Source organism: Acetobacter fabarum (assembly GCF_011516925.1).
Taxonomy (GTDB): Bacteria; Pseudomonadota; Alphaproteobacteria; order Acetobacterales; family Acetobacteraceae; genus Acetobacter; species Acetobacter fabarum.
Genome location: NZ_WOTG01000001.1, coordinates 490,104 through 513,314, shown reverse-complemented (window position 1 = coordinate 513,314; position 23,211 = coordinate 490,104). Strand labels below are relative to the sequence as shown.

The following is a 23,211-nucleotide window of genomic DNA, read 5'->3' as shown; positions in this document are numbered from 1 at the left end:
GCCGGTGGAGCCGGAGTTAGCGTGTTTTTTTGTTGGCGGGCAGGGTTAAAAAACCCGCTTTGGGGGAAAGGGTTTTGGCCGGAGCCGGGGTGTCATCTGTCCCGGCGGGGAAGATGGCGCTGGGTTCACTCTCCTGCGGTGCCGCCTGTGCCTGTGCGGGTGCTGGCGTGCTGGACTGGGCTGCGCTGGAGGCGGTGTCCGTGCTGGCAGAGTCTACACTAACATTTGCAGGGGTTGTTCCTGCAGATGGCAGTTCGGTCAGCCTTTTGGTGTCAGACATTGTGTCCGCCGCAGGGGTGGATACCGCGGCAGCGGAAGGTACCGGGGCTGTTGCATCCGGTGCGCCTGTCAGGGGCTGGGTCTGGATGGCGTTGTTCATGGGGGTGCCCCCCGCATCCACCAGCCATTTGTTCAGGGAATGGCGGATCTGGTACTCAAATTCGACATTGATGGTCTGCATCATGTCTTTTGTAATTTCGTACAGATTGGCCGGGCTTTCCACATCCTGCGAAGGATCGGGGTGGAGGGTCTGGGTTGCCTGTGCGGAGGCCGTCGCCACGCGCCTGCCTTCGGGGTTGAGGATGTCCAGATGAATATCCATCTGCCCGTCCAGCGTGCCGCCGGGCTGGTGCAAGATAAACGCACGGTCAATAACAAAATGGGCGGTGCTGGCCGCTGCTGCATTGCCTGTTGCGATCAGCCGGTCTGCCGCCATCTGCCGTAGCGTGTGGTCGGGCGGGGAGGGGGATTTGTAACCAATATCCCCCGGTTCCGGGTTGGCTACGGAATTGTCCACCACATCCAGCGTGGCCACGTTCAGGTGAATCTGGCCCAGATAATCATAGCTCAGCGGCGCAAACCGGGTTGGCTGGGGCTGGTCCGCGCACCCGGCAAGTGCTGCTGGCAGCACAAAAGCGGCAACCAGATGGGAAAGGCGCATACGGGGGAACGGCATCATGCACAACCTCTTGAACAGCCGACTGAAATAATCCAACGCAGGCCCCCAGCGTGGGGCTGCGTCAACCATGCGTTACAAACAAGGCGCTCAGCTTGTGGCGGAGGCGATGTCCCTGCGTGGGAAATGAAAATCCTTGTTACAGAACTCACAGGTCATAACGATGGTGTCATTGTTCACGCACATGTGGTCCAGATCATCTTCGGGGAAGTGCTGGAGCACCTCCACCAGCCTTGCGCGCGAGCAGCGGCAGCCAAACGCCAGAGCGCGGGACTGGCTGACAAGCAGATCTTCCTCATGGAACAGGCGGTGTAAAAGCTGGGGGCCGGGCAGGGTATCATCGAGCAGTTCACCCACGCTGAGCGTGGTTGCCAGAATGGTCGCTGTCTCCCATGCGGTGTCGTCGTGGGTTGTGCCGTCAGGCGTGGTCAGTTCGGCTTCGGCCGTGCCACCTTCCCCTGCAATGCGTTCGAGCACGAGTGCGCCAGAGCGCCAGCCCGCATCGGTCATTTTGCATGCCAGCATGATCCAGCAGGCATGCTGCTCGCTGGTGGCAAAGTAATGGGTGGCCATGGCGGACAGGTCATCGCCCGCAATTTCCACAATACCTTGGTGGCGCTCCATGTCCGCCCCTTGGTCAACAGTCAGGGCAAGGTAGCCATTCCCCAGCAGTTCCCTGTCCGTGGGGGTAGGGTTCTGGGCCAGCAGGGCGTTCAGTGCGTCTTCATCCGAACGGGCATAAAAGCGCAGGGCGCCATCATGCGTGCAGTCTGCCACCAGCATGGAAACCGGGCCATCGCCCTTGATCTGGAGGGAGAATGACCCCTGAAACTTAAGGGCGGAGGCCAGTGCTGCCACCAGAGCCAGCGCCTTGCCCGCAAGGGCGGTAACCTGATCGGGGTTGTCATGGCGGGTCAGCATGGCATCGGCCAGCACGCCAAGGCGGATCAGCCGCCCACGGACCGGACGGCCTGCCAGATAGAAGGGCGTTACACCGCCCGGAACCACCAGACCGGGCACATCGGGGCGGTCACGGTCGAGAAAAGCCGGTTTTTCCATAAAAACGTTCTATCCTGCCAACATAAACATCAAGGTCCTGCCTCTCCCTGCCGCAGGGTGGGGCCTGCGGCAGGGAGCATAGGGGTGGCTCAGACCTGAGCGGAAATATCCAGTTCGAGTTTTTCAAGCTGCTGTTCAAGCGTGCGGGTCGCATCGGGGGCCAGGCCCAGCGTGTCAACCAACGCGCGCAGGAAGCCCTTGCGGCATGCGTCGTGCTCCATATCCAGATCTCCCGCGCGCCCACACCCGGCCAGACAGTCCAGATACGACGCGCGCAAAGGGGCCAGCTTGTCCGCAGTAAAGGGAAGGGTAGCCAGAATGGTGTCCAGCGCCGGTTCAACCCAGCCGGGAACGGAGGGTGTTTCTTCCGTTGTTGTGGGTGTTACGGGTTTTTCCGCATCGCACATCTGCTTATTCCTTGCCAAAGGAGGTCCAGTTAGCCCCCCCCATTGTCCATGCCAGAATGCCCTTCTGGGCATGCAGTCGGTTTTCGGCCTCGTCAAACACAACGGAATGCGGGCCTTCAAACACGTCCTGCGTCACTTCCTCCCCAATATGGGCAGGCAGGCAGTGCATGAACAGGGCATCGGGGGCGGCCTGCGCCATCAATTTTGCATCCACGCGGTAGGGTTCAAGCCGTGCCATGCGGGAAGCGGCCTCCTCGTGCGAGTCGGACATGCTGACCCACGTGTCCGTTACAATGCAGTCGGCCTTTTCCACCGCAGCGCGGGGGTCTTCCATCCATTCCACATCGCCGCCTTCCTGCAGGGCCCAGTCCAGCACAGCCTGCGGGGGCTTCATTTTGGCCGGAGTTGCCGCCCGAAGCTTGAAGCCAAAGCGCACGGCCCCTTCGATCAGGGAGACCAGAACGTTGTTGCCGTCACCTGTCCAGGCAAACGTGCGGCCACGCACGGGGCCGCGATGTTCCTCAAACGTCATGATGTCGGCCAGAATCTGCACGGGGTGGGAGTCCGGGGTCAGCCCGTTAATGACCGGGCTTGTGCTCCAGCGTGCCAGTTCGTGCAGGTTGGTGGTGTTGCCCGTCCGCAGCACAATGGCATCCACAAAGCGGGAGAGCACACGGGCTGTATCGGCCAGTGTTTCCCCCCGCCCGATCTGCATGTCCTGCGGGCTGAGCACAACGGCATCCCCCCCAAGCTGGCGCATGCCCACTTCAAAGGAGACGCGGGTACGGGTGGAAGGCTTGGAGAGAATAAGCCCAAGCTGGCGCCCCGCCAGAGGCTGGCGGGGGTGGAGCGGGAAGCGGCGGTTCTGTTGCATCCGCTTCATGCTGCTGGCAACGTCCAGAATCTGGCGCAGGGTTGCCCCGTCCAGATCCTTGAGGTCGAGAAAGTGGCGGAGCCCCGTCTGCACCGGCGTAATGGAGGAGGTGGAAAGAGCCGCACTCATGGGGTTGTCTCCAGAACTGTCTTGTTTTTGTTATCAGGGTGGGTGCGCAGCGTTGTTACGGCCTGCACCAGCATGGCTACGGCCTTGCGGCAGTCTTCTTCCGTTACGGTCAGGGGCGGCACAAGGCGCAGGACGTTGTCCCCCGCTGTGACGCACAGGAGCCCAGCATTCTGGGCGGCGGTCTGTACGTCGCCCACTGCGGGTACGCAGCGCAGGCCAATCAGCAGCCCAAGCCCACGGCGCTGTTCAAACACGTCGGGCGCATCGGCCACCAGACTGTCCAGCAGTTCGTCCAGCAGGGCGGCACGGGCACAGACCTGATCCATAAAGCCGGGGACGAGCAGCACGTCCAGCACCGCGTTGGCGGCAGCACAGGCCAGCGGGTTGCCGCCAAAGGTGGTACCGTGCGTGCCTGCGGTCATGGCTTTGGCCACAGTCTCGGTCGCCAGAATGGCCCCGATGGGAAAACCCCCGCCAAGCCCCTTGGCCGTGCTCATGACATCGGGCGTAATGCCGGCCCATTGGTGGGCAAACAGGCGGCCTGTACGGCCAACACCACTTTGCACCTCATCAAGGGCAAGCAGTACGCCTGTCTGGTCGCACAGGGCGCGCAGGGCACGCAGATATTCCACGCTGGCGCGCTTGATGCCGCTTTCCCCCTGAATGGGCTCCAGCATAACCGCTGCGGTGCGCGGGGTAATGGCGGCCTTTACGGCTTCAAGGTCATTAAAGGGTACATGCACAAAGTCAGTGACCGGCGTGCCAAACCCTTCCAGATATTTCGGGTTGCCGGTGGCGGAGAGCATGGCCAGTGTCCGGCCATGGAATGCACCATCCATGCAGATGATCTGGGTCCGCTCGGGGTGGCCTGCCAGCATCTGGGCGCGGCGGGCCATCTTGACCATGCCTTCGTTGGCTTCCGCGCCGGAATTGCAGAAGAACACGCTATCGGCAAACGTGTTGGCCACAAGCCGTTCGGCCAGTTTTTCCGCCTGCGGAATGCGGAACAGGTTGGACACATGCATGACCCGCCCGGCCTGCTGGCTTATGGTTTCTACCAGATGCGGGTGGGCGTGACCAATGGAGCAGGTGGCAATGCCCGCCGCAAAGTCCAGGAATCGTCGCCCGTCCGATGCGTACAGCCAGGAGCCTTCGCCCCGCTCAAAGGCGAGGTCGGCACGCTTATAGGTCGGCATCAGGGGAGGAATCATGGAATCTGGTCTTTACGTTGGTGGTTATCAAACCTGAATGAGGGAATCTGGAACAGCGCAAAACAAAAAACGCCCGCTACCGTACAAGGGTGGAGCGGGCGGCCCGTTGCGCATGGCACCATAATGCCGTGTTCATGTTGCGGGTGTCAAACTTCTGTATTGAATACTTTGCATGTCAAATATGCAGCATGGCAATTTAAGCGCGAGCGCGTAGTGGCGCAAAGGTGCGACATGGGCATACTATCTTCCGTAATGGACAAGACCGTGCCTCCTTCCTTTACCTGCCCACCTCCGCAGCGTTCTACTCTGCGGGAGGCCGCTTTGGCGCATCTGGCCCGGTTTGGCACGACCCGGCAGGGGCTGGAGCAGGTTCTGCTGCGCCGCGTTGCCCGCTGGGCACAAAAAGCCCAGAGGGCAGGGGATTGTGCGGAGAGCGTGGCAGAGCACGCCGCCGGGCTGCACCCCGTTGTGAGTGCAGTGGTGGAGGATATGGTGCGCCTTGGCGCGGTGGATGATGCGGTGTTTGCCCGCTCACGCGTGCGCAGGCTTGTGCGCTCGGGGCGTTCGGCGCGTGCGGTGCAGGCGCATCTGGCTGCAAAAGGTGTGGCACCACAGGTGCGTGATGAAGCACTGGATATGGCTGTAGGTACCCTGAGTGCAGCCGAGCAGGAGCTCTGTGCCGCACTGGTGCTGGCGCGCAAGCGCAGGCTTGGCCCCTTTGCCACTGAACCCGCCACGGAAGATGAGGACGACGCCACAGGCATGGCCCGGCGGAACAGGGCGCTGGGTGTGCTCGCCCGGGCAGGTTTTGCGCGCGATGTGGCCCAGCGTGTGCTGGAAATGCAGCACGAGGAAGCGGAGGAGTGGATGGACCGCCTGAGGGCCGAGTCGTGAGGGCAGGTTGGTCATGCCTTGCCCTGCTGCCGCTATTGGCGGCCTGTGCGGGGGGCGGTAACTGGCATGGGTCCGTGCAGTGTGCGCCCTATGCGCGGGAACATTCGGACATCAACCTGCGTGGAGATGCCGCAACCTGGTGGTGGCAGGCGCGGGGGCAGTACGCACGGGCCTCCCGCCCCAGAGCGGGGGATGTGCTTGTGTTCCGCTCCACGCACAGGCTGCCTTCGGGCCATGTTTCGGTGGTCAGGGAGGTGCGGAGCAACCGTCTGGTGCTGGTGGATCACGCAAACTGGGAGCCGGGTGAGGTCACACGCCACGCCCCGGTACAGGACGTATCCCCCCGTAATGACTGGACGCGCGTGCGCGTGTGGTGGTCCCCCACACATGCCTATGGCAAGACGGTTTACCCAACCTACGGATTTATAGAACCGTATGCCCCCGGAAATAGCTGAACAGGGCGATTGCGCGGGGTTAAAAAGGAAAAACTTGCATCACGGCGTGTTCGCCCTCATGTACAAGGCCGATTACGGCAAGCAGACTGGCCGCACATGCGCGCCATCAGGTTAAGGAAGAGTGGAATGGGCAGCTTGAGCATCTGGCACTGGCTTATTGTTCTGGTGGTCGTGCTGGTGTTGTTTGGTGGTGGCGGCAAGATCAGCACCATCATGGGGGATATGGCCAAGGGCATAAAATCCTTCAAGAAACACATGGCTGATGACGAACCGATGGATGACGCCCCACCCCGTGCGGGCTCCGGCCATATTGCGCCTCCCCCTGCCGCTGCTGCCGAGCGCACCGCCGCCCCAGCAGACAAGACCACCCAGCACTAACCAACGCCGAGGAAGGCCAGCAGTATCATGACGGATAACGCCACCACGGATTTTGTCCGCGGCGCGCAGGATATTGTGCATGCGGGGCAGCGGCTGGATGCGCGCGGCTGGGTGCCCGCTACGGCAGGCAACATCAGTTGCAGGCTGCCCGACGGGCGCATCGCCATTACACGCTCTGGTTGCCACAAGGGTTTTTTAACCCAGAATGACGTAATTACCGTGGATCTGGCGGGCCAGCCCCACCAGCCGGATAACAAACCGAGTGCGGAAACACTTCTGCACTGCCAGGTTTACCGCCTGCTGCCCGACGTGGGGGCCGTGCTGCACGGTCATTCCGTTGCGTCCACCGTTCTGTCCATGATCGAGCCTTCCCCAGCCCTTGTTGTGGAAGGGTACGAGGTTCAGAAAGTGTTTGAGGGGCAGAACACGCATGACGCGGCAGTGCGCATACCGTTTTTTGCCAATGATCAGGATATTGCCCGTCTGGCGCGTGAGGTAGAACCGTTTTTTGCCGACATGCCCGCAGGCTACATTATCCGTGGCCATGGTGTGTACGTGTGGGGCAAGACCATGGCCGCAGCCCTTGCCCGGCTGGAAGGGCTGGAGTTCCTGCTTGCCTGTGTTCTGGAAAGAAGGAAGCTGGGGATATGAGCAGCCTGAGTGTGTTTGAGGACACCCGCCCCGGCGTGCCCCTGTTGCAGACCCACGATGCAGCAGAAATTGCAGCAGCCCTTGCTCCGTTTGGCATCCGCTTTGAACGGTGGGATGCCGTGCAGCCCCCGGCAAAGGATGCGGATGAAGCCACCGTGCTGGCCACCTACCGCCCCTGGCTGGACCGGCTGATGGGCGAAACCGGGGCAGGCTCGGCCGACGTGCTGCGCGTAAACGCCCAGACCCCCAACAAGGAAGCCCTGCGCAGCAAGTTCCTGTCCGAACATACGCATAGTGAGGACGAGGTACGGTTTTTTGTGCATGGGGGTGGTCACTTCATCATGCACATCAAGGACCGGGTGTATGACGTGGAATGCACGCAGGGAGACCTGATTTCCGTGCCGGAAGGGTATAAGCACTGGTTTGATGCAGGCCCGCAGCCCGATATGGTGACCCTGCGCATCTTTACCCATAAGGAAGGCTGGGTGGCCCAGTACACGGGGGCGGATATTGCCCGCCAGTTTCCCTCCTTTTCCAGCTAGCAAGAGTTCAGGATCATGATTCAGAATACGGGCTTGACCACGCCGCGCGTGGTGCTGCTGGATATTGAAGGCACCACCCTGCCGGTGGCTTTTGTGCACAAAGTTCTCTTCCCCTACGCGCGCAAACACCTGCCTGCGCTGCTTGCCCAGCACGATAACCCCGTGGTGGCGCAGGCACTGGCCCAGACGGCGGAACTGGCACCCGGTGTGCCAGCCGCAGAACAGCTTGAACGCTGGATGGATACGGACGCCAAGGTAGCCCCCCTTAAAAGCCTGCAGGGGCTATGCTGGGAACAGGGCTACCGCGAGGGCGAACTGGTGGCCGACCTCTACCCCGATGTTGTGCCGACCTTAAAGGCATGGAAAGCGGCAGGGCTGACGCTGGCCGTGTATTCCTCCGGCTCTCAGGCCGCGCAGAAGCTGATTTACGGCTACACGGAGCAGGGGGACGTAACGCCCCTGTTCAGTGCGTTCTTTGACCTGGAAATGGGGGGCAAAAGGGAAAGTGCCAGCTACAGCGCCATTGTGCGCAAGGCTGGCTGGGTTCCGGCGGATGTGCTGTTCCTGTCCGATGTGGTGGCCGAGCTGGAAGCCGCCGAGCAGGCCGGGTTGCAGGTCTGCCAGATTGCCCGCCCCGAGGATAAAACGGTACCCGGTGTCCGTCACCGTGTTGCGGCCTCCCTGCAGCAGGCCGCCAGCCTGTTTGGTCTGCCACAAGGAGCGTAATGGGTCGATGACAATCAGCCTGCACACCAACTGGCGGAACATTCCCGCAGAAGCCTATGGCTGCGCTGCGGCACTGGGCAATTTTGATGGTGTGCATCTTGGGCATGCCCATCTGCTCCGGTCCGTTTTTGCTGCCCGGCCGGACCTGCCGCCTGCCGTTGTCACCTTTGAGCCGCATCCGCGCGAACTCTTCCGGCCGCAGGACCCGCCATTCCGCCTGACCCTGAGCACCGAGCGGCTGGCCGCGCTGCGTGCACTGGGCGTGCGGCACGTGTTCCAGATCGGGTTTGACAAGACCTTTTCCGAACTGAGTGCTGAGCAGTTTGTGCAAGATGTGCTGCATAACGCCCTGCGCCTGCACCATGTTGGCTGCGGCCCGGACTTTGCCTTCGGGCACCGCCGGGGGGGCAATGTGGCGTTTCTGGCGGAACGGACCCATCAGCTCGGTATGGGCTTTACTGCTGTGCAGGCGCTGGCTGATCAGGGCGGGCCTCTGTCCTCCTCCCGTATCCGCCGTCTGTTGCAGGATGGCTATCCGGAGGAAGCAGCCAGAGAGCTTGGGCGGCTGTGGTGTATTCGCGGTGTTGTCCAGCACGGGGACAAGCGCGGCAGGTTGCTGGGCTTCCCCACCGCCAACATTCCGCTTGGCCGCCACCTTGAACCTGCGCGGGGTGTGTATGCGGTCACAATCCGCCTGCCAGATGGCAGGACGCACCATGGCGTGGCCAACATCGGCCGCCGCCCGACCATAAATGACGGGCAGGAAAGCAGGCTGGAAGCCCATCTGTTTGACTTTGAAGGCGACCTGTACGGGCAGGAACTCTCGGTTTCGCTCCATGCCCTGCTGCGTGAGGAAAAACGCTTTGACGGGCTGGATGCCCTTAAAAACCAGATTGCGCAGGATGCCGCGCAGGCCCGGCTGGTGCTGGACGTGCAACCCACCCCAAGTTAGGCCCACTGGCATGGTCGGGGGCCATGTTGGGCGTGCAGCCCGGTTTGGCGCTTGACCCTGCGCTTTTCCTTTTTGATAAGACAGTAACGCCCAAGGTGGCGTGGGGGCCAAAAGCCCGCACGGCATGAACCCGAACCGAAGTGACCTCAGCCTCCCATGACCTCATCGAGCAGCGAACCCGACAAGACAACCCTGGCCGACCAGTATCGCAATACGGTGTTTCTGCCACGGACCTCTTTTCCCATGCGTGGCAACCTGCCCCAGCAGGAGCCCAAATGGCTTGAAAAATGGCGCGAAAGCGGGCTGGATGAACGGCTGAAGCAGCAGGCGGAAGGCCGCCCGGTCTTTACCCTGCATGATGGTCCGCCCTACGCCAACGGGCACCTGCACATTGGTCATGCGCTCAACAAGATCAACAAGGATGTTATCAACCGCGCCCACCGCATGGCGGGTTACGCGGTGCGTTACGTGCCGGGCTGGGACTGCCACGGCCTGCCGATCGAGTGGAAGGTTGAGGAAGGGTACCGCAAGGCCAAGCGGGACAAGGATTCCGTGCCTGTGCTGGAGTTCCGTGCCGAATGCCGCAACTATGCAGGCAACTGGCTGAATATCCAGATGGAGGAGTTCCAGCGTCTGGGTGTGCAGGCCGAATGGCGCAACCGTTACGCCACCATGGATTTTTCCTCCGAGGCGGCCATTGTGGAGGAAATCGGGCGTTTTCTGCTGAACGGCAAGCTGTACCGTGGCCTGCGCCCGGTCATGTGGAGCCCGGTGGAAAAAACTGCGCTGGCTGAAGCCGAAATCGAATATCACGACCACACGTCCACCACCATTCTGGTCGCGTTCCCCGTGGTCAAGGACCCAACACCCACCCATGCGCTGGCTGACGTGTCCGTGGTTATCTGGACCACAACGCCGTGGACCATTCCGGGCAACCGCGCTCTGGCTTACGGGCCGGAGATTACATACGTGGTCCTGCGTGTGGACGAAACGGGCGAGGGTGCTCTGCTTGAGCCCGGTGCCCGCGTGCTGGTGGCCGAAGCTCTTGTAGAGTCCTTCTGCACCGAAGCGCATGTGACAGCGCACCACATTCTTTACACCCTGCCCGGCAGTGCGCTGGCGGGTGCGGTATGCGCCCATCCGCTGCGTGGTGCAGGGTATGATTTTGACGTGCCCATGCTGGCCGGTGAGTTTGTAACCACCGATGCCGGGACCGGCCTTGTCCATCAGGCCCCCGCACATGGTGAGGACGACTTCATGCTCTGCCGCGCCAATGGCGTGGATGTGCCTGAAACCGTGCAGGATGATGGCACATACGCACCATGGGTCCCCGGTTTTGCCGGTGTGCATGTGTTCAAGGCGGCAGATGTGGTCTGCTCCACGCTGGCAAGTGTGATGGAGCGGGCCAACGCGGCGGGCACGCCCCCCGCAGGGCTGGTCGGGCGCGGGCAGATCGTACATTCCTACCCCCATTCGTGGCGTTCACGCGCACCCATTATTTATCGGGCTACGCCGCAATGGTTCATCCGCATGGACGGGGAAAACGCGCTGCGTGAAAACGCACTCAAAGCGCTGGAAAACGTAACCTTTGTGCCTGCACAGGCCCGCAACCGCCTGACCTCCATGATCCGTACCCGCCCGGATTGGTGCATCAGCCGCCAGCGCGCATGGGGCGTGCCCATTGCCGTGTTCGTGGAAAAACGCACAGGCGAGGTGCTGCGCGACCCAGCCGTTATGCAGCGCGTGGTGGATGCCTTCCGCTCCGATGGGGCAGATGCCTGGTACACCTCCGAGCCTGCCCGTTTTCTGGGTGAAGGCCGCAACCCCGATGATTACGAACAGGTGTTCGACATCGTGGATGTCTGGTTTGAAAGTGGCTCGACCCACGCCTTTGTGCTGGGGCGTCCGGGGCTGAGCTTTCCCGCAGACCTGTATCTGGAAGGGTCGGACCAGCATCGTGGCTGGTTCCAGTCCTCCCTGCTCGAAAGTGTGGGCACGCGCGGTGTCTCGCCCTACAAGGCGCTGGTGACCAACGGTTTTGTTCTGGACGAGCAGGGCCGCAAGATGTCCAAGTCCCTCGGCAACGTGATTGCCCCGCAGGACGTGAACGACAGCATGGGCGCTGACGTGCTGCGCCTGTGGGTCATGAACTCCGACACCAATGACGACCTGCGCATTGGCAAGGAAATCCTTAAGCAGCAGGGCGAGCTGTACCGCCGCCTGCGCAACACGCTGCGCTGGCTGCTGGGTGGGCTGGACGGGTTTACGGATGCAGAAGTGCTGCCCTATGCCGAACTGCCAGAGCTGGAACGCTGGGTTCTGCATCGCCTGAGCGAACTGGGCGGGCTGGTGGCCCGTGCGGTGGAAACGCATGAATGGGTTGGTGTTTACCCCGCCCTGCATGGTTTTTGCACAACGGACCTGTCGGCCTTCTACTTCGATATCCGCAAGGACGCGCTGTACTGCGATGCACCGTCCTCCTCCACGCGCCGTGCGGTGCGTACGGTGCTGGATGTGCTGCACCGCTGCCTGAGCACGTGGCTGGCCCCCGTGCTGGTCTTTACGGCGGAAGAAGCATGGGCCGCCCGCTTTGGTGATCAGGCCAGTGTGCACGAGCAGGCCTTTCCCGACCTGCCGGTAGAATGGACCGACACGGCACTGGAGGAACGCTGGGCGCGTATTCGCTCCGTGCGCCGGATTATTACAACCGAGATCGAAGGGGCACGCCGTGCGGGCACCATTGGTTCTTCGTTGCAGGCACAGGTTGAACTGACTTTTTCGGAAGAAGAAGCCAGCATTTTTGCCGGTGTTAACTGGAGCGAGCTGGCCATTGTCTCCCACGTGGAAGTGTTGATCGACCCCACATCTTCCTCCGTTTATGTGGAGGGGGATGAAGGGGGAACCCTGCATGGTGCGCCTGTGGTCCGGGTCGCGGAGGGCGAAAAATGCGCCCGCTGCTGGAAGGTCCTGCCAGAAACCGGGTCGAATCCGGCGTATCCTGGTGTGTGCCCACGCTGTGCGGATGTTGTGGCCCAGAGCGGCTTTGTCAGCACATCCGCGCAGGAGGGTGCATGAAAAAGCCGTTCATGCTTCGGCCCGCAGGAATTGGCCTGCTTGTGCTGATGCTGGTTCTTTCTGCGGACCAGCTGAGCAAGTTCTGGATTTTATATGGGCTGGACCTGCCAGCCCGTGGTTCTGTCAGGGTATTGCCGTTCCTTAACTTTACCATGGTCTGGAACCACGCCGTAACATTTGGCATGTTTGGCGGGCTGGGTGGGGCCGGGCGGATTGTGTTTTCCGTTGTGGCGATGGTAGTAGCGTGTTGTCTGCTGGTGTGGATGGCCAGAACCCCCAGCAAGATGACAGCAGCCTGTGTGGGTGCGGTAACCGGGGGCGCCATAGGCAACGTGATTGACCGTGTGCGTTACGGGGCCGTGGTGGATTTTTTGCATGCCCATGCATTCGGTTGGTCTTGGTATGTGTTCAATGTGGCTGACTCCGCTATAGTGTGCGCAGTATGCGTATTGCTGTTGCAGAATTTTCTGTCTGACGGACAGCAGACATCTTAGGCATTAGGCAGCCCGCGCCAGAGCGCGCGGTTTTCAGGATGAGTGGAAGGCAGATGATAGTGCGCCGTGTTTCGACCCTGATTTCTCCGGTGCTGCTGGTAGGCGGCTGCATGATGCTGAGCGGCTGCTCCGGGCATGAGGCCGCTCAGGCCTTTGGTCTGGAACGCAGCATGCCAGATGAATATACGGTGACAACCCGCTCACCGCTGTCCATGCCCCCTTCGGAGGAGCTGGTTAAGCCCAGCAAAGGGGATGAACGCACACAGGATGAGAGCGAACGCCTTCAGGCGCTCGAAACCCTCTCCCCCGACGTGGCTCTGCGCGGCACCAACGGGGACACCAGCGAAGGCCAGACCATTCTGGTCAACGAAGCCTCTGCCGCCGCAGACGAACCCGATCAGGGCGAGCTGGGTGCCGCAGGCACAGGCTTTGTGGAACAGCTGATGTTCTGGAAAGGTGGCAAGGCTGGAGGTGTGGTGAATGCGGATGAAGAAAACCGCAGGCTCAAAACCAACGCAGCCCTTGGCCTGCCCCCCACCAAGGGCGTTACGCCCACCCAGCACCCCAAAAAGAAGTAAGGCACGGGTCTGACCATGTCAGACCAGCCAGAACAGGCTGCCATGCTGGGGACTATGCCTGATCGCCCGCATGTGCGGCGGTTGCCCGAAGTTATTGTCAACCGCATTGCTGCGGGCGAAGTTATTGAACGCCCCGCGGCTGCCGTAAAAGAACTGATAGAAAATGCCATAGACGCCGGAGCCCGGCGGCTGGACATCTCGCTCGATGGGGGCGGGGTGGAGCGCATGATTGTGACGGATGACGGGGTTGGCATGTCCCCCGATGATCTGTCTCTTGCAGTCGAGCGGCACTGTACCTCCAAACTGGGGGACGAAACGCTGGTACACATCAACACCCTTGGTTTTCGGGGGGAGGCACTGCCGTCCATCGGGGCTGCGGCGCGGTTGAGCATTACCTCCCGCCCAAGGGGGGAAAGTGGCGCGTGGCGTATTCGGGTCGAGGGGGGTAAAACCTACCCGCCAGAACCTGTTGCCGGGGCTTTTGGCACCAGCGTTGTGGTTGAAGACCTGTTTTTTGCCACGCCCGCACGCCGCAAATTCCTGAAAAGTGCCCGCGTGGAAGGCCGCCATGTGGAAAGCGTGGTGCGCCGTCTGGCTCTGGCCGTGCCCCAGACCGCCTTCCGCTTTGTGCTTGATGGGCGTGAAGTGCTGGACCTGCCCGCTCAGGATATGGCCGCCCGTGCAGCCGCCCTGCTGGATGCCAGCGAGGCCGATGGTTTTTTGACCATAGACGGCGCGCGTGAGGGCATGACCCTGAGCGGCTTTATCTGCCCGCCATCGGTGCATCGGTCCACGGCCAACGGGCAGTTCATGCTGGTTAATGGTCGGCCTGTGGTGGACCCGGTGCTTAAAACCGCCGTGCGCGTGGCTTACCGCCGGGTGATAGAGCCCGGTCGCCACCCGGTTGTGGCTCTTATGCTCACTGTTCCGCCTGAACAGGTGGATGTAAACGTACACCCCGCCAAAACCGAACTGCGCTTTGCGGATGAAGCCGCCGTGCGCTCACTGGTTATTGGCACGCTCCAGCGCGCGCTGGAGCACGGGGCAGGGGTTGCGGGTGTGCGCCCGGTTCTGTCCGCGGCACCACGGGCAAGCCGGATATGGTATCCGCCAGAGCAGGGGCAGGCGGCCGTGCAGCCTGCTCCCGCTTACCCCGCCGCAGCGCAGGGCTCTGGCATGGCCGAGCCACGCCTGATGTTTGGGGATGCTCCATCGGCCCGCACCCTGCCCACGGCCTTTGCGACAAACCAGACCGAACCATGGCCACAGGCCGCACAGGCTGGTCCTTCGGCAGAAATAGCGGGTGGGGCGGGTGGACTCGCTCCGCTGGATCACCCCTTGGGGGCTGCTGTCGCGCAGGTGCTGGATACGTATATTCTGGCTGTTGCGGCGGATGGCTCTCTGGTGCTGGTTGACCAGCATGCCGCCCATGAACGGCTGACGCATGAGCGCCTGCGCGAGCAGTATCTGAGCGGGCATGTGCAGGCCCAGCGCCTGCTTGTGCCAGATGTGGTGGAACTGCCCCGCGTACAGCAGGATCTGCTGCTGGCCCGCCAGCCCATGCTGGAAAGACTCGGGGTGGAAATAGAAGAGTTTGGTGGTGGCTCCATTCTGGTGCGTGCATTGCCAGCCATGCTGGGCAAAAGTGATGCTGTCAGCCTGCTGCGTGATCTGGCCGATGAACTGGAAGCCGATGACACAGGTGCCCCTGATGAAATGGCATCCCTTGATGGCAAGCTGGATGCGGTCATTGCGCGCATGGCCTGCCACGGCAGTATCCGGGCAGGCAGGCGGCTTGCACCGGAGGAAATGAACGCCCTGCTACGGCAGATGGAAGCCACACCCCGCGCAGGAACGTGCTCGCACGGGCGGCCAACATGGCTCAAGCTCAGCCGCAATGATCTCGAAAAATTGTTTGGTCGCCGTTAGCCATCCCCTGTTCGGGAATGGCTGATCGGCGGAACGTGAACAGCCCCACGCTGGCCTCATGCGCTAAAAAGGCGCAGTCTTAAAAAAGTGTCATTAAACCCGGATGGTGTTAAGCCGTGCAGCCAATCCTGCTTTCGCTGATAACCTATCTTCCCCTTGCAGGCGCGGTTGCGGCCTTTCTTTGCCCCGGTCAGGGACCGGAGCGGGACCGCACGGCGCGCTGGCTGGGGTTGTGGACTACGCTCCTCACGTTTGGGCTGAGCGTGCTGATGTGGGTCGGTTTTGACCCCAGCCAGCCCGGCCTGCAATTTGAAACCCGGCTACGCTGGCTGAGCGACTATGGTATTTCCTACCATACCGGGGTGGATGGGATCAGTCTGGTCTTTATCCTGCTCACCGCTTTTCTCACGCCACTGGCGCTTGGGGCAGGCTGGCGGAGCGTGCAAACGCAGGGGCGGGACTTTGTTGCCGCCATGCTGCTGTTGGAAACAGCCCTGTTTGGCCTGTTCTCCGCGCAGGATCTGGTGCTGTTTTATGTTTTTTACGAAGCAACGCTTATTCCCGGCTGCCTGATGATTGGCATTTGGGGCGGGGCCAAGCGGGTCTGGGCATCGCTTCAGTTCTTCCTGTTTACCTTTGGCGGTTCGCTGTTCATGCTGGTCGGGCTGATCACCATGTGGCTGCACGCCGGGACTACGGATATTCCGGCCCTTATGCATGCTGGTTTTTCGCACTCCCTTCAGGGTTGGCTGCTGCTGGCTTTTCTGCTGGCTTTTGGCGTCAAACTCCCTCTGTTTCCGCTCCATGCCTGGCTGCCTGATGCCTATACGGAAGCCCCTACACCGGCATCGGCCATGCTCTCTGGCGTGCTGTCCAAAACAGGGGCTTACGGGCTGCTACGCTTTGGCGTGCTGATGTTCCCCGATGCCGTGCGCCAGTTTGCACCCTATGTGCTTGCCCTTGGTGTGGTGGCCATTCTGTACGCAGCGTTTGTGGCCTTCGCCCAGACGGACATGAAGCGGCTTATCGCCTATTCCTCGTTCTCCCATATGGGCATGATCGCGGTTGGCCTGTTTACCCTGACGGCAGAGGGGATAGATGGCGCCATCTTCCAGATGCTCTCGCACGGTGTGGTTATTGCAGCCCTGTTCTTTTGCGTGGCAGCAGTGGCATGGCGGGCGGAAACGCAGGAGATTGACGCTCTGGGTGGTGTTGCCCGGCAAATGCCTGTGCTGGCCCTGCTGGCCATGCTGTTTACCATGGCCAATGTGGGCCTGCCCGGCACCGGGGCCTTTGTGGGCGAATTGCTGGTGCTTATGGGGGCTGTTCACGTTTCCATCTGGGTGGCGCTGCTGGCTGGTGGCACCATGATCATGGGGGCGGTTTACATGCTCTCGCTGTATCGTCGGGTTCTGTTTGGTAGCGTGCGTGGCACGGTTGGCTTGTTGCGTGACCTAACGGTGGGGGAACTCGCCGTGCTGGTGCCGCTGGCGGTGGTCACGTTGTGGATGGGGGTCCACCCGGGCACATTCACCCGGATTTTTGATCCGATGATCATGCAGGCCGTGCACGCAAACGCAGTTAACGTTGCGTCCTCCACTCTCCATGACCCGGTTTTGCATCTGGCCAGTCGGTAACGGCAGGCCACAGGACGGATTATTCCGGCAGGGTTGGGCCGTCTGGCACTGTGGTATTGCTCCCCTGGGGCATCAGCACAGTGCCGAGGGACGCCAGAACCACACAGAAAATACCGCACAAACGTAGCAGGGATGGAATCTCATGCAGCAATATGGCTCCGGCCAGCGCTGCGGAAACAGGTTCCAGGCTACACAGCACCCCAAACTCGCGGGCCGAGAGCTTTTGCATTGCACTCATTTCCAGAGTGTAGGGCAGGGCGGAGGAGCAAAGGGCAACCACAACGCTCAGCCCCAGCAAAAGCGGTGCATGCACCCCCACCCATAATGCGGGAACGGTGCAGGGCACAAAAACCGCAGCCCCCCCACATAGCATACCAAGCGAGCACGCCTGACCAGAGGGCAGTTTGCCAGCAATGTTGCGGGCAAAAATAATATAAAGCGCCCAGCACACAGCAGCGAGCAGGGCAAACAGAATACCAATAAGGTCTGGCCGAACGGCTGATTCGGGGCGAAGCAGCAAAACAAGCCCCAGCACGGTCAGGCTGGTCCACACCACATCGCTCCAGCGGCGGGTATGGATGAAGGACAGCACAAGGGGGCCGGTAAACTCCAGCGCTACAGTTGTGCCCAAAGGCAGGCGGCCAAGGGAAAGGTAGAAAAAATAGTTCATGGCTGCGAGTGACAGCCCATAAGGCAGCACCAGCAGAAGCACCCTGCGTGACAGGTTATGCCAGCTGCGGAAGAACAGCATCAGCATAATGGCGGCAAAAAAAGTGCGCAGCCCCACCATGCCCGCCGCCCCAAAAGTGGGGAACAGCATTTTGGCATAGGAGGAGCCAAATTGCAGGAAGAGCATGCCCCCTACAACCTGCAGCAGGGCAGACAGGCGCTCCTTAACGGAAAAAATGGGCCTACTCATGGGCTGTCCGCTCAGATGTCCAGCAACTCATCAACCGAGCGGGCATGTTCCTGAATAAAAGCAAAGCGGAGTTCGGGTTTGCGGCCCATCAGGCTTTCCACCCGCTCACGCGTGGAAAGCCGGTCTTCCGGTGGGGCCACCACGCGGAGCAGGGTGCGGCTGCGTGGGTCCATTGTGGTTTCCTTCAGGTCCGCCGGAGGCATTTCCCCCAGCCCTTTAAAGCGGGAGACATCAATCTTGCCCCGCTTTTTGGTCAGGATCGCCATTTTGCGTTCCCGGTCCGCATCATCCATGGCGTACACGCTGTGTGCGCCCTGTGTAAGCCGGTAGAGCGGGGGCTGCGCCAGATACAGGTGCCCGTTGCGGATAAGCTCGGGGAGTTCGCGGTAGAAGAACGTCATGAGCAGGGAGGCAATATGGGCGCCATCCACGTCTGCATCGGTCATGATAATGACGCGGCCATAGCGTAGCTTGGTCAGGTCAAAGCGCTCACCCGACCCGCAACCTAGTGCTTCTATCAGATCCCGTAGTTCCTGATTGGCGCGCAGTTTTTCGGTTGTCGCGCTTGCCACGTTCAGGATTTTGCCGCGCAGGGGGAGCACGGCCTGTGTTTCACGGTTGCGGGCCTGCTTGGCGGACCCGCCTGCCGAATCCCCTTCCACCAGAAAAATTTCGGTGTCGGGTGCGTGTTCCTTGGTGCAGTCGGTCAGCTTGCCGGGCAGCCGCAGGCGGCGGGTCGCACTTTTGCGCGGCGTATCTTTGAGTTCACGGCGGCGCAGGCGCTCTTCTGCGCGGTCAATGGCAAAGCTGAGCAGCGAATCCGCCTGCGGGGGGTTCTGGGCCAGCCAGTGGTCAAACCGGTCGCGCAGGGCGGTTTCCAGCAGTTTGCTGGCTTCGGCCGTGGTCAGCTTTTCCTTGGTCTGGCCCTGGAACTGAGGGTCCCGAATAAAGGCGGACAGGCGGGCGGCAATCATGCCCAGTATGTCTTCGGCTGTAATGCTGGCCGCTTTTTTAATGGAACGCTGGTCCCCCCATGCGCGCAGCCCCTTGAGCAGCGCGTTGCGGAACCCGGTCTCATGCGTGCCACCTTGTGGAGTCGGGATGGTGTTGCAGTAGGAGATCAGGGATGCCGGACCACTTTCCAGAAAGGCAACGGCCCATTCTACCTTGCCATTATCTGTTCCATCCGCCTGCGGGGGCAGGGGTGCTTCCCCCGACCAGAAAGGGGTGAGCAGGGGGGCATCGGGGCCAAGCTCATCAGCCAGACTGTCGGCCAGACCACCGGGGAAGTGCAGAACAGCTTCTGCCGGGGTTTCATCCCCCGTCTTGAGCAAAGAGGGGTCGCACGACCAGCGGATGGTGACGCCACGGAACAGGAATGCCTTGGAACGGCAGAGCTTGTACAGGCGGGAGGGCACAAAAACATGCGTGCCAAAAATTTCCGGGTCCGGCTGGAAGGTAATCTGGGTGCCGCGCCGGTTGGGGGCTGCCCCCGCTTTTTGCAATGCGCTTACGGGTTTGCCCTGTTCGTAGGATTGCTGCCACAAGGTGCGGTCACGCGCGATTTCTACATCCATGCGGGCGGAAAGGGCATTGACCACGGACGAGCCAACACCATGCAACCCGCCAGAGGTGGCATATGCCTTGCCCGAGAACTTACCCCCCGCGTGCAGCGTGGTCAGAATCACTTCCAGCGCCGAGCGGTCGGGAAAGCGGGGGTGTGGGTCAACGGGAATACCCCGGCCATTATCCCGCACGGACAGCCAGTTATTGGGGGCCAGATGCACGTCAATGGTGTTGGCGTGGCCTGCCACGGCCTCATCCATCGAGTTATCAAGAATTTCTGCGGCCAGATGGTGCAGGGCACCTTCGTCTGTTCCGCCAATATACATGCCGGGCCTGCGGCGTACGGGTTCCAGCCCCTCAAGCACCTCAATGGCGCTGGCGTCATACGCCTGATTGTCCGGCGCTTTGGGGCGGGCGGAGGCGCTGGCGGATTTGCGGGGCGGTGTGGGGGCGGAAAACAGATCGCTCATGCGGGAAGTCTGTCCCGCTTTGGCGTTGATTCGTCAAGCACCAGAGGCAGCCCGGGGACCAAAACCCCGGTATGCCACCTGTGGTTGACAAACATTATGCGGCTTTGTGGGTAGCCCGGCGGCGCACAGGGGCGCGTGTGGTGGTGGGCGCTGCGCATGTTTCAAACGACGCAGGCTGCGTAACATCCTTGGCGTCGGAATAATTGGAGAGGTCTTCTCCGGTGTCCAGGGCATTCACTTCATCAAACATGGCCATGCGCTGCTGGCAGAAGATGGTGCCTGACTGCAACCCGCGCTCGGACTGCACGTTGGCCAGCTGGGTAATATAATCGTCATGCTCGCGCTGTGCGGTGCGGCCGTAGGTGGAGCGGAAGTAGCCGTTAAGCTTGTCTTCCTCGTTCAGCAGAACGGTGCGGAACTTGGCAACAAACGCGTTGTAGCGGTCCTGCGCGCTGCACGAGAGGGCGGTTACCATCAGCTCGCTTTTGAGGCCCTGCACGTTAAAGGCTTCATGTGCTGGGGAATGGCCGCACGGACTGGCGGCAAAAGTAACGGAACCATGCAGAACGCCCGCGGCAAGAACACCCGCGGCAAAAAGACGGGAAAGGAACATACGGTAGGACCTCCGACAGATGCTGCACAACGCAATAGCCTATTCAGGCAGGAAAGAAACGGCCTAATTTGTCATACCGTCATTTCCCGCCATGGGGGCACATGGCAGGATTATGCATACATGGCCGTGTGCTGCCCTGCTGCGTTAGTGCTGTGTTGTGGCAAAACAATGTTTTTACTGCACCTGCCTGTAAACAGAGAGGCAGGGGTGCCAAAAGGTGCGGGTCGTGCCTCTTCCTTCCTGCGGCGGGATGATTTAAAGGCAAGAACGACTCATGCGGCGTTATGGCCTGTTGTGCTGGTGAGCCCAGCAGGCAAAGGCTTATCCCTTTAACCAGAATGGAACGCACTGGGTTTATGGTTGATTTAACAAGAATGAAGCGGAGCTGTGGAGTGCGCTTACGAGGAATTGCCGGGCTGACGCTAACTGCTGGCATGCTTGCCGGCTGCGCGACAACCGTGGGCCCTGTCCATGTCGGATCTCCCAATCCGTTTGGGTATCTCAAAAAATCTGCCGTGTGCAGCACGACCCCCATCAAGAAAGAGGCCGACGGCCAGCTTTCCACCACTATGACGGTCCGCTCCGATGACGGGCTGTGTGAGGTGCTGGTCTCCCAGCCTGATGGCAAGCCCTACCTGTCCTTTGGGGCTTCTCCTGCTCCCGAGCATGGCAAGGCGTTCCTGTACACGCTGGATAACGACACACACGTAACCTACACGCCCACACAGGGTTACGCGGGGCAGGACCGGTTTACGGTTATCCTTATCCCCGGTCCGGGCCAGCAGCGTACCCGCCTGACGGTTACCGCACAGGTTGATGCAACGGGTGTGTATATCCCCCACCCTGCAGTGACCGCGCCTGTGCCTGCTGCTGCGGAAAAGAAGGTGGTGACAAAGCGGGCTGCGCGCCCAGCCAAAGCAGCTACCAAGAACTGAGCAGATCCTCCGGATCAGCAAAAAAGCGGTGTCGCGTAAGCAGCACCGCTTTTTTTATGCCCGGACCAACCTTGTCGCCAAAGGTCAGATGGAAAAGGTAATGGGCTCGCTTTGCGGGCGTTTGAGACCGGCATCCTCGGCCTGACGCACCAGTTCATCCAGCGTGGTCTGGCGCATCTGTTCTGTCAGCTTGGTGTCAAACCCGCTCCAACAGGGTTCAATAACCTTGTGGAAGAGAGGGCCTTGCGGGCCATCGCTGCCTTCGGGGTCATCGTTCAGAACTGCTTCAATAATATTGATCAGGGTTACATCCCGCCGGGGACGGCCCAGCCGGTAGCCCCCACGCGGGCCGCGGATGCTCTCCAGTAGCCCTGAGCGTGAGAGTGCCTGAAGCAGCGGTTCAATCCCCCGGCGGGCCAGGCCGGAGCGCTCGGCAATATCGGCAGCACTTACCGCATTGGAGCGGCCTGCGTGGAAAGCAACGTCCAGCATGATGAGAACAGCGGTCATTGCTCTGTCACGACGAAGAATCATCGCAAGGTCCTTCCTGCTTGGCTTACGGTCTGGCGTATGATGTGCCAGCTTTGCTGTGTTGAGTGCTTATAGCAGGGGAATGGCTGTTTATCTACGTTGTAAATTCGTATTATAAGACAGTTGAACATTTAAACAGTTCAGGTAGGGACCAAATGCCATCAACAACGCACGATAACGAGGGTTACGGCTTTGCAGCGCCTCGTGGGAGAGTTTACGACTCGGTTTTGAATGTGGTGGGTGGAACCCCTCTGGTTGCCGTGCCGCGCATCATGCAGGAAGACAAGCTGACAAGCCGTGTCCTGCTCAAGCTGGAATTTTTTAATCCGCTCGGCTCGGTCAAGGATAGAATCGGCACAGCCATGGTGCTTGATGCCGAGCGCAGGGGTAAAATTACACCCGGCCGCACCCTGCTGGTGGAGCCCACATCGGGCAATACGGGCATCTCCCTGGCGTTTGTGGCCGCTGCACGGGGTTACAGGCTGATCGTGACCATGCCGGAAGGTGCTTCTATCGAGCGGCGGCGCATGGTGCGGCTGATGGATGCCCAGGTGGAACTGACCCCCGCCCGCCTTGGTATGGCAGGAGCCATTGCCCGCGCGAACGAAATTCTGGCCGAAACGCCCGACGCGTGGATGCCCGACCAGTTTGACAACCCCGCAAACCCCGCCGTGCATGCCGCCACCACAGCAGAGGAAATCTGGGAAGATACGGCAGGTAAGGTCGATATTGTTGTTGCCGGTGTTGGTACGGGTGGAACCGCAACCGGGATTGCGGAATCGCTCAAGCCCCGGCGCAAGGGCATACAGGTTTTTGGTGTGGAACCGGCGGAAAGTGCCATCCTGAACGGGGATGAACCCGGCCCCCACGGTATTCAGGGCATTGGCCCGGGTTTTTGCCCGGCAACACTGCACCTTAAATCGCTTGATGGGGTGCTGACTGTCTCTGAGCGTGAGGCCATTGCGGCTGCCAGACGCTGCGCGCGGATTGATGGTATTCCCGTTGGTATTTCCTCCGGTGCTGCGCTGCACGCGGCTTTGCAACTGGCCCATAAAAAGGAAAACGCAGGCAAGACCATTGTTGCCATAGCCCCCTCTTTTGCCGAGCGTTACCTCTCCACCTCCCTGTTCTCGGGGCTGTAAGCTCTTTCCGGCTTTGGCTATGTTGTTCTGGGTATAAAAAAAGCCCGCCTCATATTGGGGCGGGCTTTTTTAAGGCAGGGGAAAAACCT

Annotated in this window: 23 protein-coding genes; 14 read left to right on the top strand and 9 right to left on the bottom strand. The window is 60.9% G+C overall.

All coding sequences use genetic code 11. The features are described 5' to 3' along the window. Positions 1–16: 16 nt before the first annotated feature. The 5 genes from GOB83_RS02400 to GOB83_RS02380 form a co-directional block, all read right to left on the bottom strand. Positions 17–958, bottom strand: a complete 942-nt coding sequence (locus GOB83_RS02400) for a hypothetical protein (protein ID WP_165925117.1) — start codon at positions 956–958, stop codon at positions 17–19. An 87-nt stretch (positions 959–1,045) separates the two neighbouring features. After that, entirely contained in the window at positions 1,046–2,014 is a 969-nt protein-coding gene (gene hslO / locus GOB83_RS02395) for an Hsp33 family molecular chaperone HslO (RefSeq protein WP_165925116.1), read from the bottom strand. 89 nt (positions 2,015–2,103) lie between these two features. Beyond that, positions 2,104–2,421 carry a hypothetical protein gene (locus tag GOB83_RS02390; protein ID WP_165925115.1) on the bottom strand — a complete coding sequence of 106 codons (318 nt, stop codon included), beginning with the start codon at positions 2,419–2,421 and terminating at the stop codon, positions 2,104–2,106. 4 nt (positions 2,422–2,425) lie between these two features. Further along, entirely contained in the window at positions 2,426–3,424 is a 999-nt protein-coding gene (gene argF / locus GOB83_RS02385) for an ornithine carbamoyltransferase (RefSeq protein ID WP_165925114.1), read from the bottom strand. Next, complete coding sequence (locus GOB83_RS02380; protein WP_165925113.1) at positions 3,421–4,635, bottom strand: aspartate aminotransferase family protein; 1,215 nt, start codon at positions 4,633–4,635, stop codon at positions 3,421–3,423. Before GOB83_RS02380 ends, argF begins: the two co-directional genes overlap by 4 nt. 231 nt (positions 4,636–4,866) lie before the next feature. On the opposite strand from GOB83_RS02380, the gene GOB83_RS02375 reads away from it, so the two are divergent. The 12 genes from GOB83_RS02375 to GOB83_RS02320 all read left to right on the top strand — a co-directional run bounded on the left by GOB83_RS02375 (position 4,867) and on the right by GOB83_RS02320 (position 16,946). Further along, positions 4,867–5,529, top strand: a complete 663-nt coding sequence (locus tag GOB83_RS02375; RefSeq protein ID WP_373321608.1) for a regulatory protein RecX — start codon at positions 4,867–4,869, stop codon at positions 5,527–5,529. Beyond that, a complete protein-coding gene (locus GOB83_RS02370; RefSeq protein WP_165925112.1) occupies positions 5,526–5,984 on the top strand; it encodes a CHAP domain-containing protein in 459 nt (152 codons plus the stop codon). Before GOB83_RS02375 ends, GOB83_RS02370 begins: the two co-directional genes overlap by 4 nt. 126 nt (positions 5,985–6,110) lie before the next feature. Then, positions 6,111–6,362, top strand: a complete 252-nt coding sequence (locus GOB83_RS02365; protein WP_086645262.1) for a twin-arginine translocase TatA/TatE family subunit — start codon at positions 6,111–6,113, stop codon at positions 6,360–6,362. A 27-nt stretch (positions 6,363–6,389) separates the two neighbouring features. Next, positions 6,390–7,013: a methylthioribulose 1-phosphate dehydratase gene (locus GOB83_RS02360; protein WP_165925111.1), complete on the top strand. Its 624-nt coding sequence runs from the start codon at positions 6,390–6,392 to the stop codon at positions 7,011–7,013. Further along, a complete protein-coding gene (locus GOB83_RS02355; protein ID WP_086645264.1) occupies positions 7,010–7,555 on the top strand; it encodes a 1,2-dihydroxy-3-keto-5-methylthiopentene dioxygenase in 546 nt (181 codons plus the stop codon). Before GOB83_RS02360 ends, GOB83_RS02355 begins: the two co-directional genes overlap by 4 nt. Before the next feature lie 15 nt (positions 7,556–7,570). Then, on the top strand, positions 7,571–8,281 hold the full coding sequence (gene mtnC / locus GOB83_RS02350) for an acireductone synthase (RefSeq protein ID WP_165925110.1): 711 nt from the start codon (positions 7,571–7,573) through the stop codon (positions 8,279–8,281). 7 nt (positions 8,282–8,288) lie between these two features. Continuing rightward, positions 8,289–9,233: a bifunctional riboflavin kinase/FAD synthetase gene (locus GOB83_RS02345; RefSeq protein WP_095349055.1), complete on the top strand. Its 945-nt coding sequence runs from the start codon at positions 8,289–8,291 to the stop codon at positions 9,231–9,233. A 156-nt stretch (positions 9,234–9,389) separates the two neighbouring features. Next, the gene (ileS, locus tag GOB83_RS02340) at positions 9,390–12,308 is read left to right on the top strand and encodes an isoleucine--tRNA ligase (protein ID WP_165925109.1); all 2,919 of its coding nucleotides are present in this window, start codon (positions 9,390–9,392) and stop codon (positions 12,306–12,308) included. Beyond that, positions 12,305–12,802, top strand: coding sequence for a signal peptidase II (gene lspA, locus GOB83_RS02335; protein WP_086645268.1), 498 nt, complete (start codon positions 12,305–12,307; stop codon positions 12,800–12,802). The genes ileS and lspA overlap by 4 nt, the downstream gene beginning before the upstream one ends. 56 nt (positions 12,803–12,858) lie before the next feature. After that, the gene (locus GOB83_RS02330) at positions 12,859–13,380 is read left to right on the top strand and encodes a DUF3035 domain-containing protein (protein WP_086645385.1); all 522 of its coding nucleotides are present in this window, start codon (positions 12,859–12,861) and stop codon (positions 13,378–13,380) included. 15 nt (positions 13,381–13,395) lie between these two features. Next, the gene (mutL, locus tag GOB83_RS02325) at positions 13,396–15,309 is read left to right on the top strand and encodes a DNA mismatch repair endonuclease MutL (protein WP_242005684.1); all 1,914 of its coding nucleotides are present in this window, start codon (positions 13,396–13,398) and stop codon (positions 15,307–15,309) included. A gap of 116 nt (positions 15,310–15,425) precedes the next feature. Beyond that, positions 15,426–16,946: a complex I subunit 4 family protein gene (locus tag GOB83_RS02320; RefSeq protein ID WP_095349053.1), complete on the top strand. Its 1,521-nt coding sequence runs from the start codon at positions 15,426–15,428 to the stop codon at positions 16,944–16,946. Between the two features lie 19 nt (positions 16,947–16,965). Here the strand turns inward: GOB83_RS02320 and GOB83_RS02315 are convergent, their stop codons facing one another. The 3 genes from GOB83_RS02315 to GOB83_RS02305 form a co-directional block, all read right to left on the bottom strand. Then, positions 16,966–17,865: an EamA family transporter gene (locus GOB83_RS02315; protein WP_165925108.1), complete on the bottom strand. Its 900-nt coding sequence runs from the start codon at positions 17,863–17,865 to the stop codon at positions 16,966–16,968. An 11-nt stretch (positions 17,866–17,876) separates the two neighbouring features. Further along, a complete protein-coding gene (parE, locus tag GOB83_RS02310) occupies positions 17,877–19,901 on the bottom strand; it encodes a DNA topoisomerase IV subunit B (RefSeq protein ID WP_165925107.1) in 2,025 nt (674 codons plus the stop codon). A gap of 94 nt (positions 19,902–19,995) precedes the next feature. Further along, complete coding sequence (locus GOB83_RS02305; protein WP_086645272.1) at positions 19,996–20,514, bottom strand: hypothetical protein; 519 nt, start codon at positions 20,512–20,514, stop codon at positions 19,996–19,998. Positions 20,515–20,906: 392 nt separating this feature from the next. On the opposite strand from GOB83_RS02305, the gene GOB83_RS02300 reads away from it, so the two are divergent. Then, positions 20,907–21,449, top strand: coding sequence for an Ig-like domain-containing protein (locus tag GOB83_RS02300; RefSeq protein WP_095349050.1), 543 nt, complete (start codon positions 20,907–20,909; stop codon positions 21,447–21,449). Positions 21,450–21,533: 84 nt separating this feature from the next. Here the strand turns inward: GOB83_RS02300 and GOB83_RS02295 are convergent, their stop codons facing one another. Continuing rightward, positions 21,534–21,983: an RrF2 family transcriptional regulator gene (locus GOB83_RS02295; protein ID WP_086645274.1), complete on the bottom strand. Its 450-nt coding sequence runs from the start codon at positions 21,981–21,983 to the stop codon at positions 21,534–21,536. A gap of 152 nt (positions 21,984–22,135) precedes the next feature. Between GOB83_RS02295 and cysK the strand changes: the two genes are divergently transcribed. Further along, entirely contained in the window at positions 22,136–23,122 is a 987-nt protein-coding gene (gene cysK / locus GOB83_RS02290) for a cysteine synthase A (protein ID WP_086645275.1), read from the top strand. Positions 23,123–23,211: the final 89 nt, after the last annotated feature.

Excerpts from the sequence above, each read along its gene's own strand:
- GOB83_RS02400 (WP_165925117.1), bottom strand. The coding sequence starts at position 958 with ATGATGCCGTTCCCCCGTATGCGCCTTTCCCATCTGGTTGCCGCTTTT.
- hslO (WP_165925116.1), bottom strand. The coding sequence starts at position 2,014 with ATGGAAAAACCGGCTTTTCTCGACCGTGACCGCCCCGATGTGCCCGGT.
- GOB83_RS02390 (WP_165925115.1), bottom strand. The coding sequence starts at position 2,421 with ATGTGCGATGCGGAAAAACCCGTAACACCCACAACAACGGAAGAAACA.
- argF (WP_165925114.1), bottom strand. The coding sequence starts at position 3,424 with ATGAGTGCGGCTCTTTCCACCTCCTCCATTACGCCGGTGCAGACGGGG.
- GOB83_RS02380 (WP_165925113.1), bottom strand. The coding sequence starts at position 4,635 with ATGATTCCTCCCCTGATGCCGACCTATAAGCGTGCCGACCTCGCCTTT.
- GOB83_RS02375 (WP_373321608.1), top strand. The coding sequence starts at position 4,867 with ATGGGCATACTATCTTCCGTAATGGACAAGACCGTGCCTCCTTCCTTT.
- GOB83_RS02365 (WP_086645262.1), top strand. The coding sequence starts at position 6,111 with ATGGGCAGCTTGAGCATCTGGCACTGGCTTATTGTTCTGGTGGTCGTG.
- GOB83_RS02360 (WP_165925111.1), top strand. The coding sequence starts at position 6,390 with ATGACGGATAACGCCACCACGGATTTTGTCCGCGGCGCGCAGGATATT.
- GOB83_RS02355 (WP_086645264.1), top strand. The coding sequence starts at position 7,010 with ATGAGCAGCCTGAGTGTGTTTGAGGACACCCGCCCCGGCGTGCCCCTG.
- mtnC (WP_165925110.1), top strand. The coding sequence starts at position 7,571 with ATGATTCAGAATACGGGCTTGACCACGCCGCGCGTGGTGCTGCTGGAT.
- GOB83_RS02345 (WP_095349055.1), top strand. The coding sequence starts at position 8,289 with ATGACAATCAGCCTGCACACCAACTGGCGGAACATTCCCGCAGAAGCC.
- ileS (WP_165925109.1), top strand. The coding sequence starts at position 9,390 with ATGACCTCATCGAGCAGCGAACCCGACAAGACAACCCTGGCCGACCAG.
- lspA (WP_086645268.1), top strand. The coding sequence starts at position 12,305 with ATGAAAAAGCCGTTCATGCTTCGGCCCGCAGGAATTGGCCTGCTTGTG.
- mutL (WP_242005684.1), top strand. The coding sequence starts at position 13,396 with ATGTCAGACCAGCCAGAACAGGCTGCCATGCTGGGGACTATGCCTGAT.
- GOB83_RS02315 (WP_165925108.1), bottom strand. The coding sequence starts at position 17,865 with ATGAGTAGGCCCATTTTTTCCGTTAAGGAGCGCCTGTCTGCCCTGCTG.
- parE (WP_165925107.1), bottom strand. The coding sequence starts at position 19,901 with ATGAGCGATCTGTTTTCCGCCCCCACACCGCCCCGCAAATCCGCCAGC.
- GOB83_RS02305 (WP_086645272.1), bottom strand. The coding sequence starts at position 20,514 with ATGTTCCTTTCCCGTCTTTTTGCCGCGGGTGTTCTTGCCGCGGGCGTT.
- GOB83_RS02295 (WP_086645274.1), bottom strand. The coding sequence starts at position 21,983 with ATGATTCTTCGTCGTGACAGAGCAATGACCGCTGTTCTCATCATGCTG.
- cysK (WP_086645275.1), top strand. The coding sequence starts at position 22,136 with ATGCCATCAACAACGCACGATAACGAGGGTTACGGCTTTGCAGCGCCT.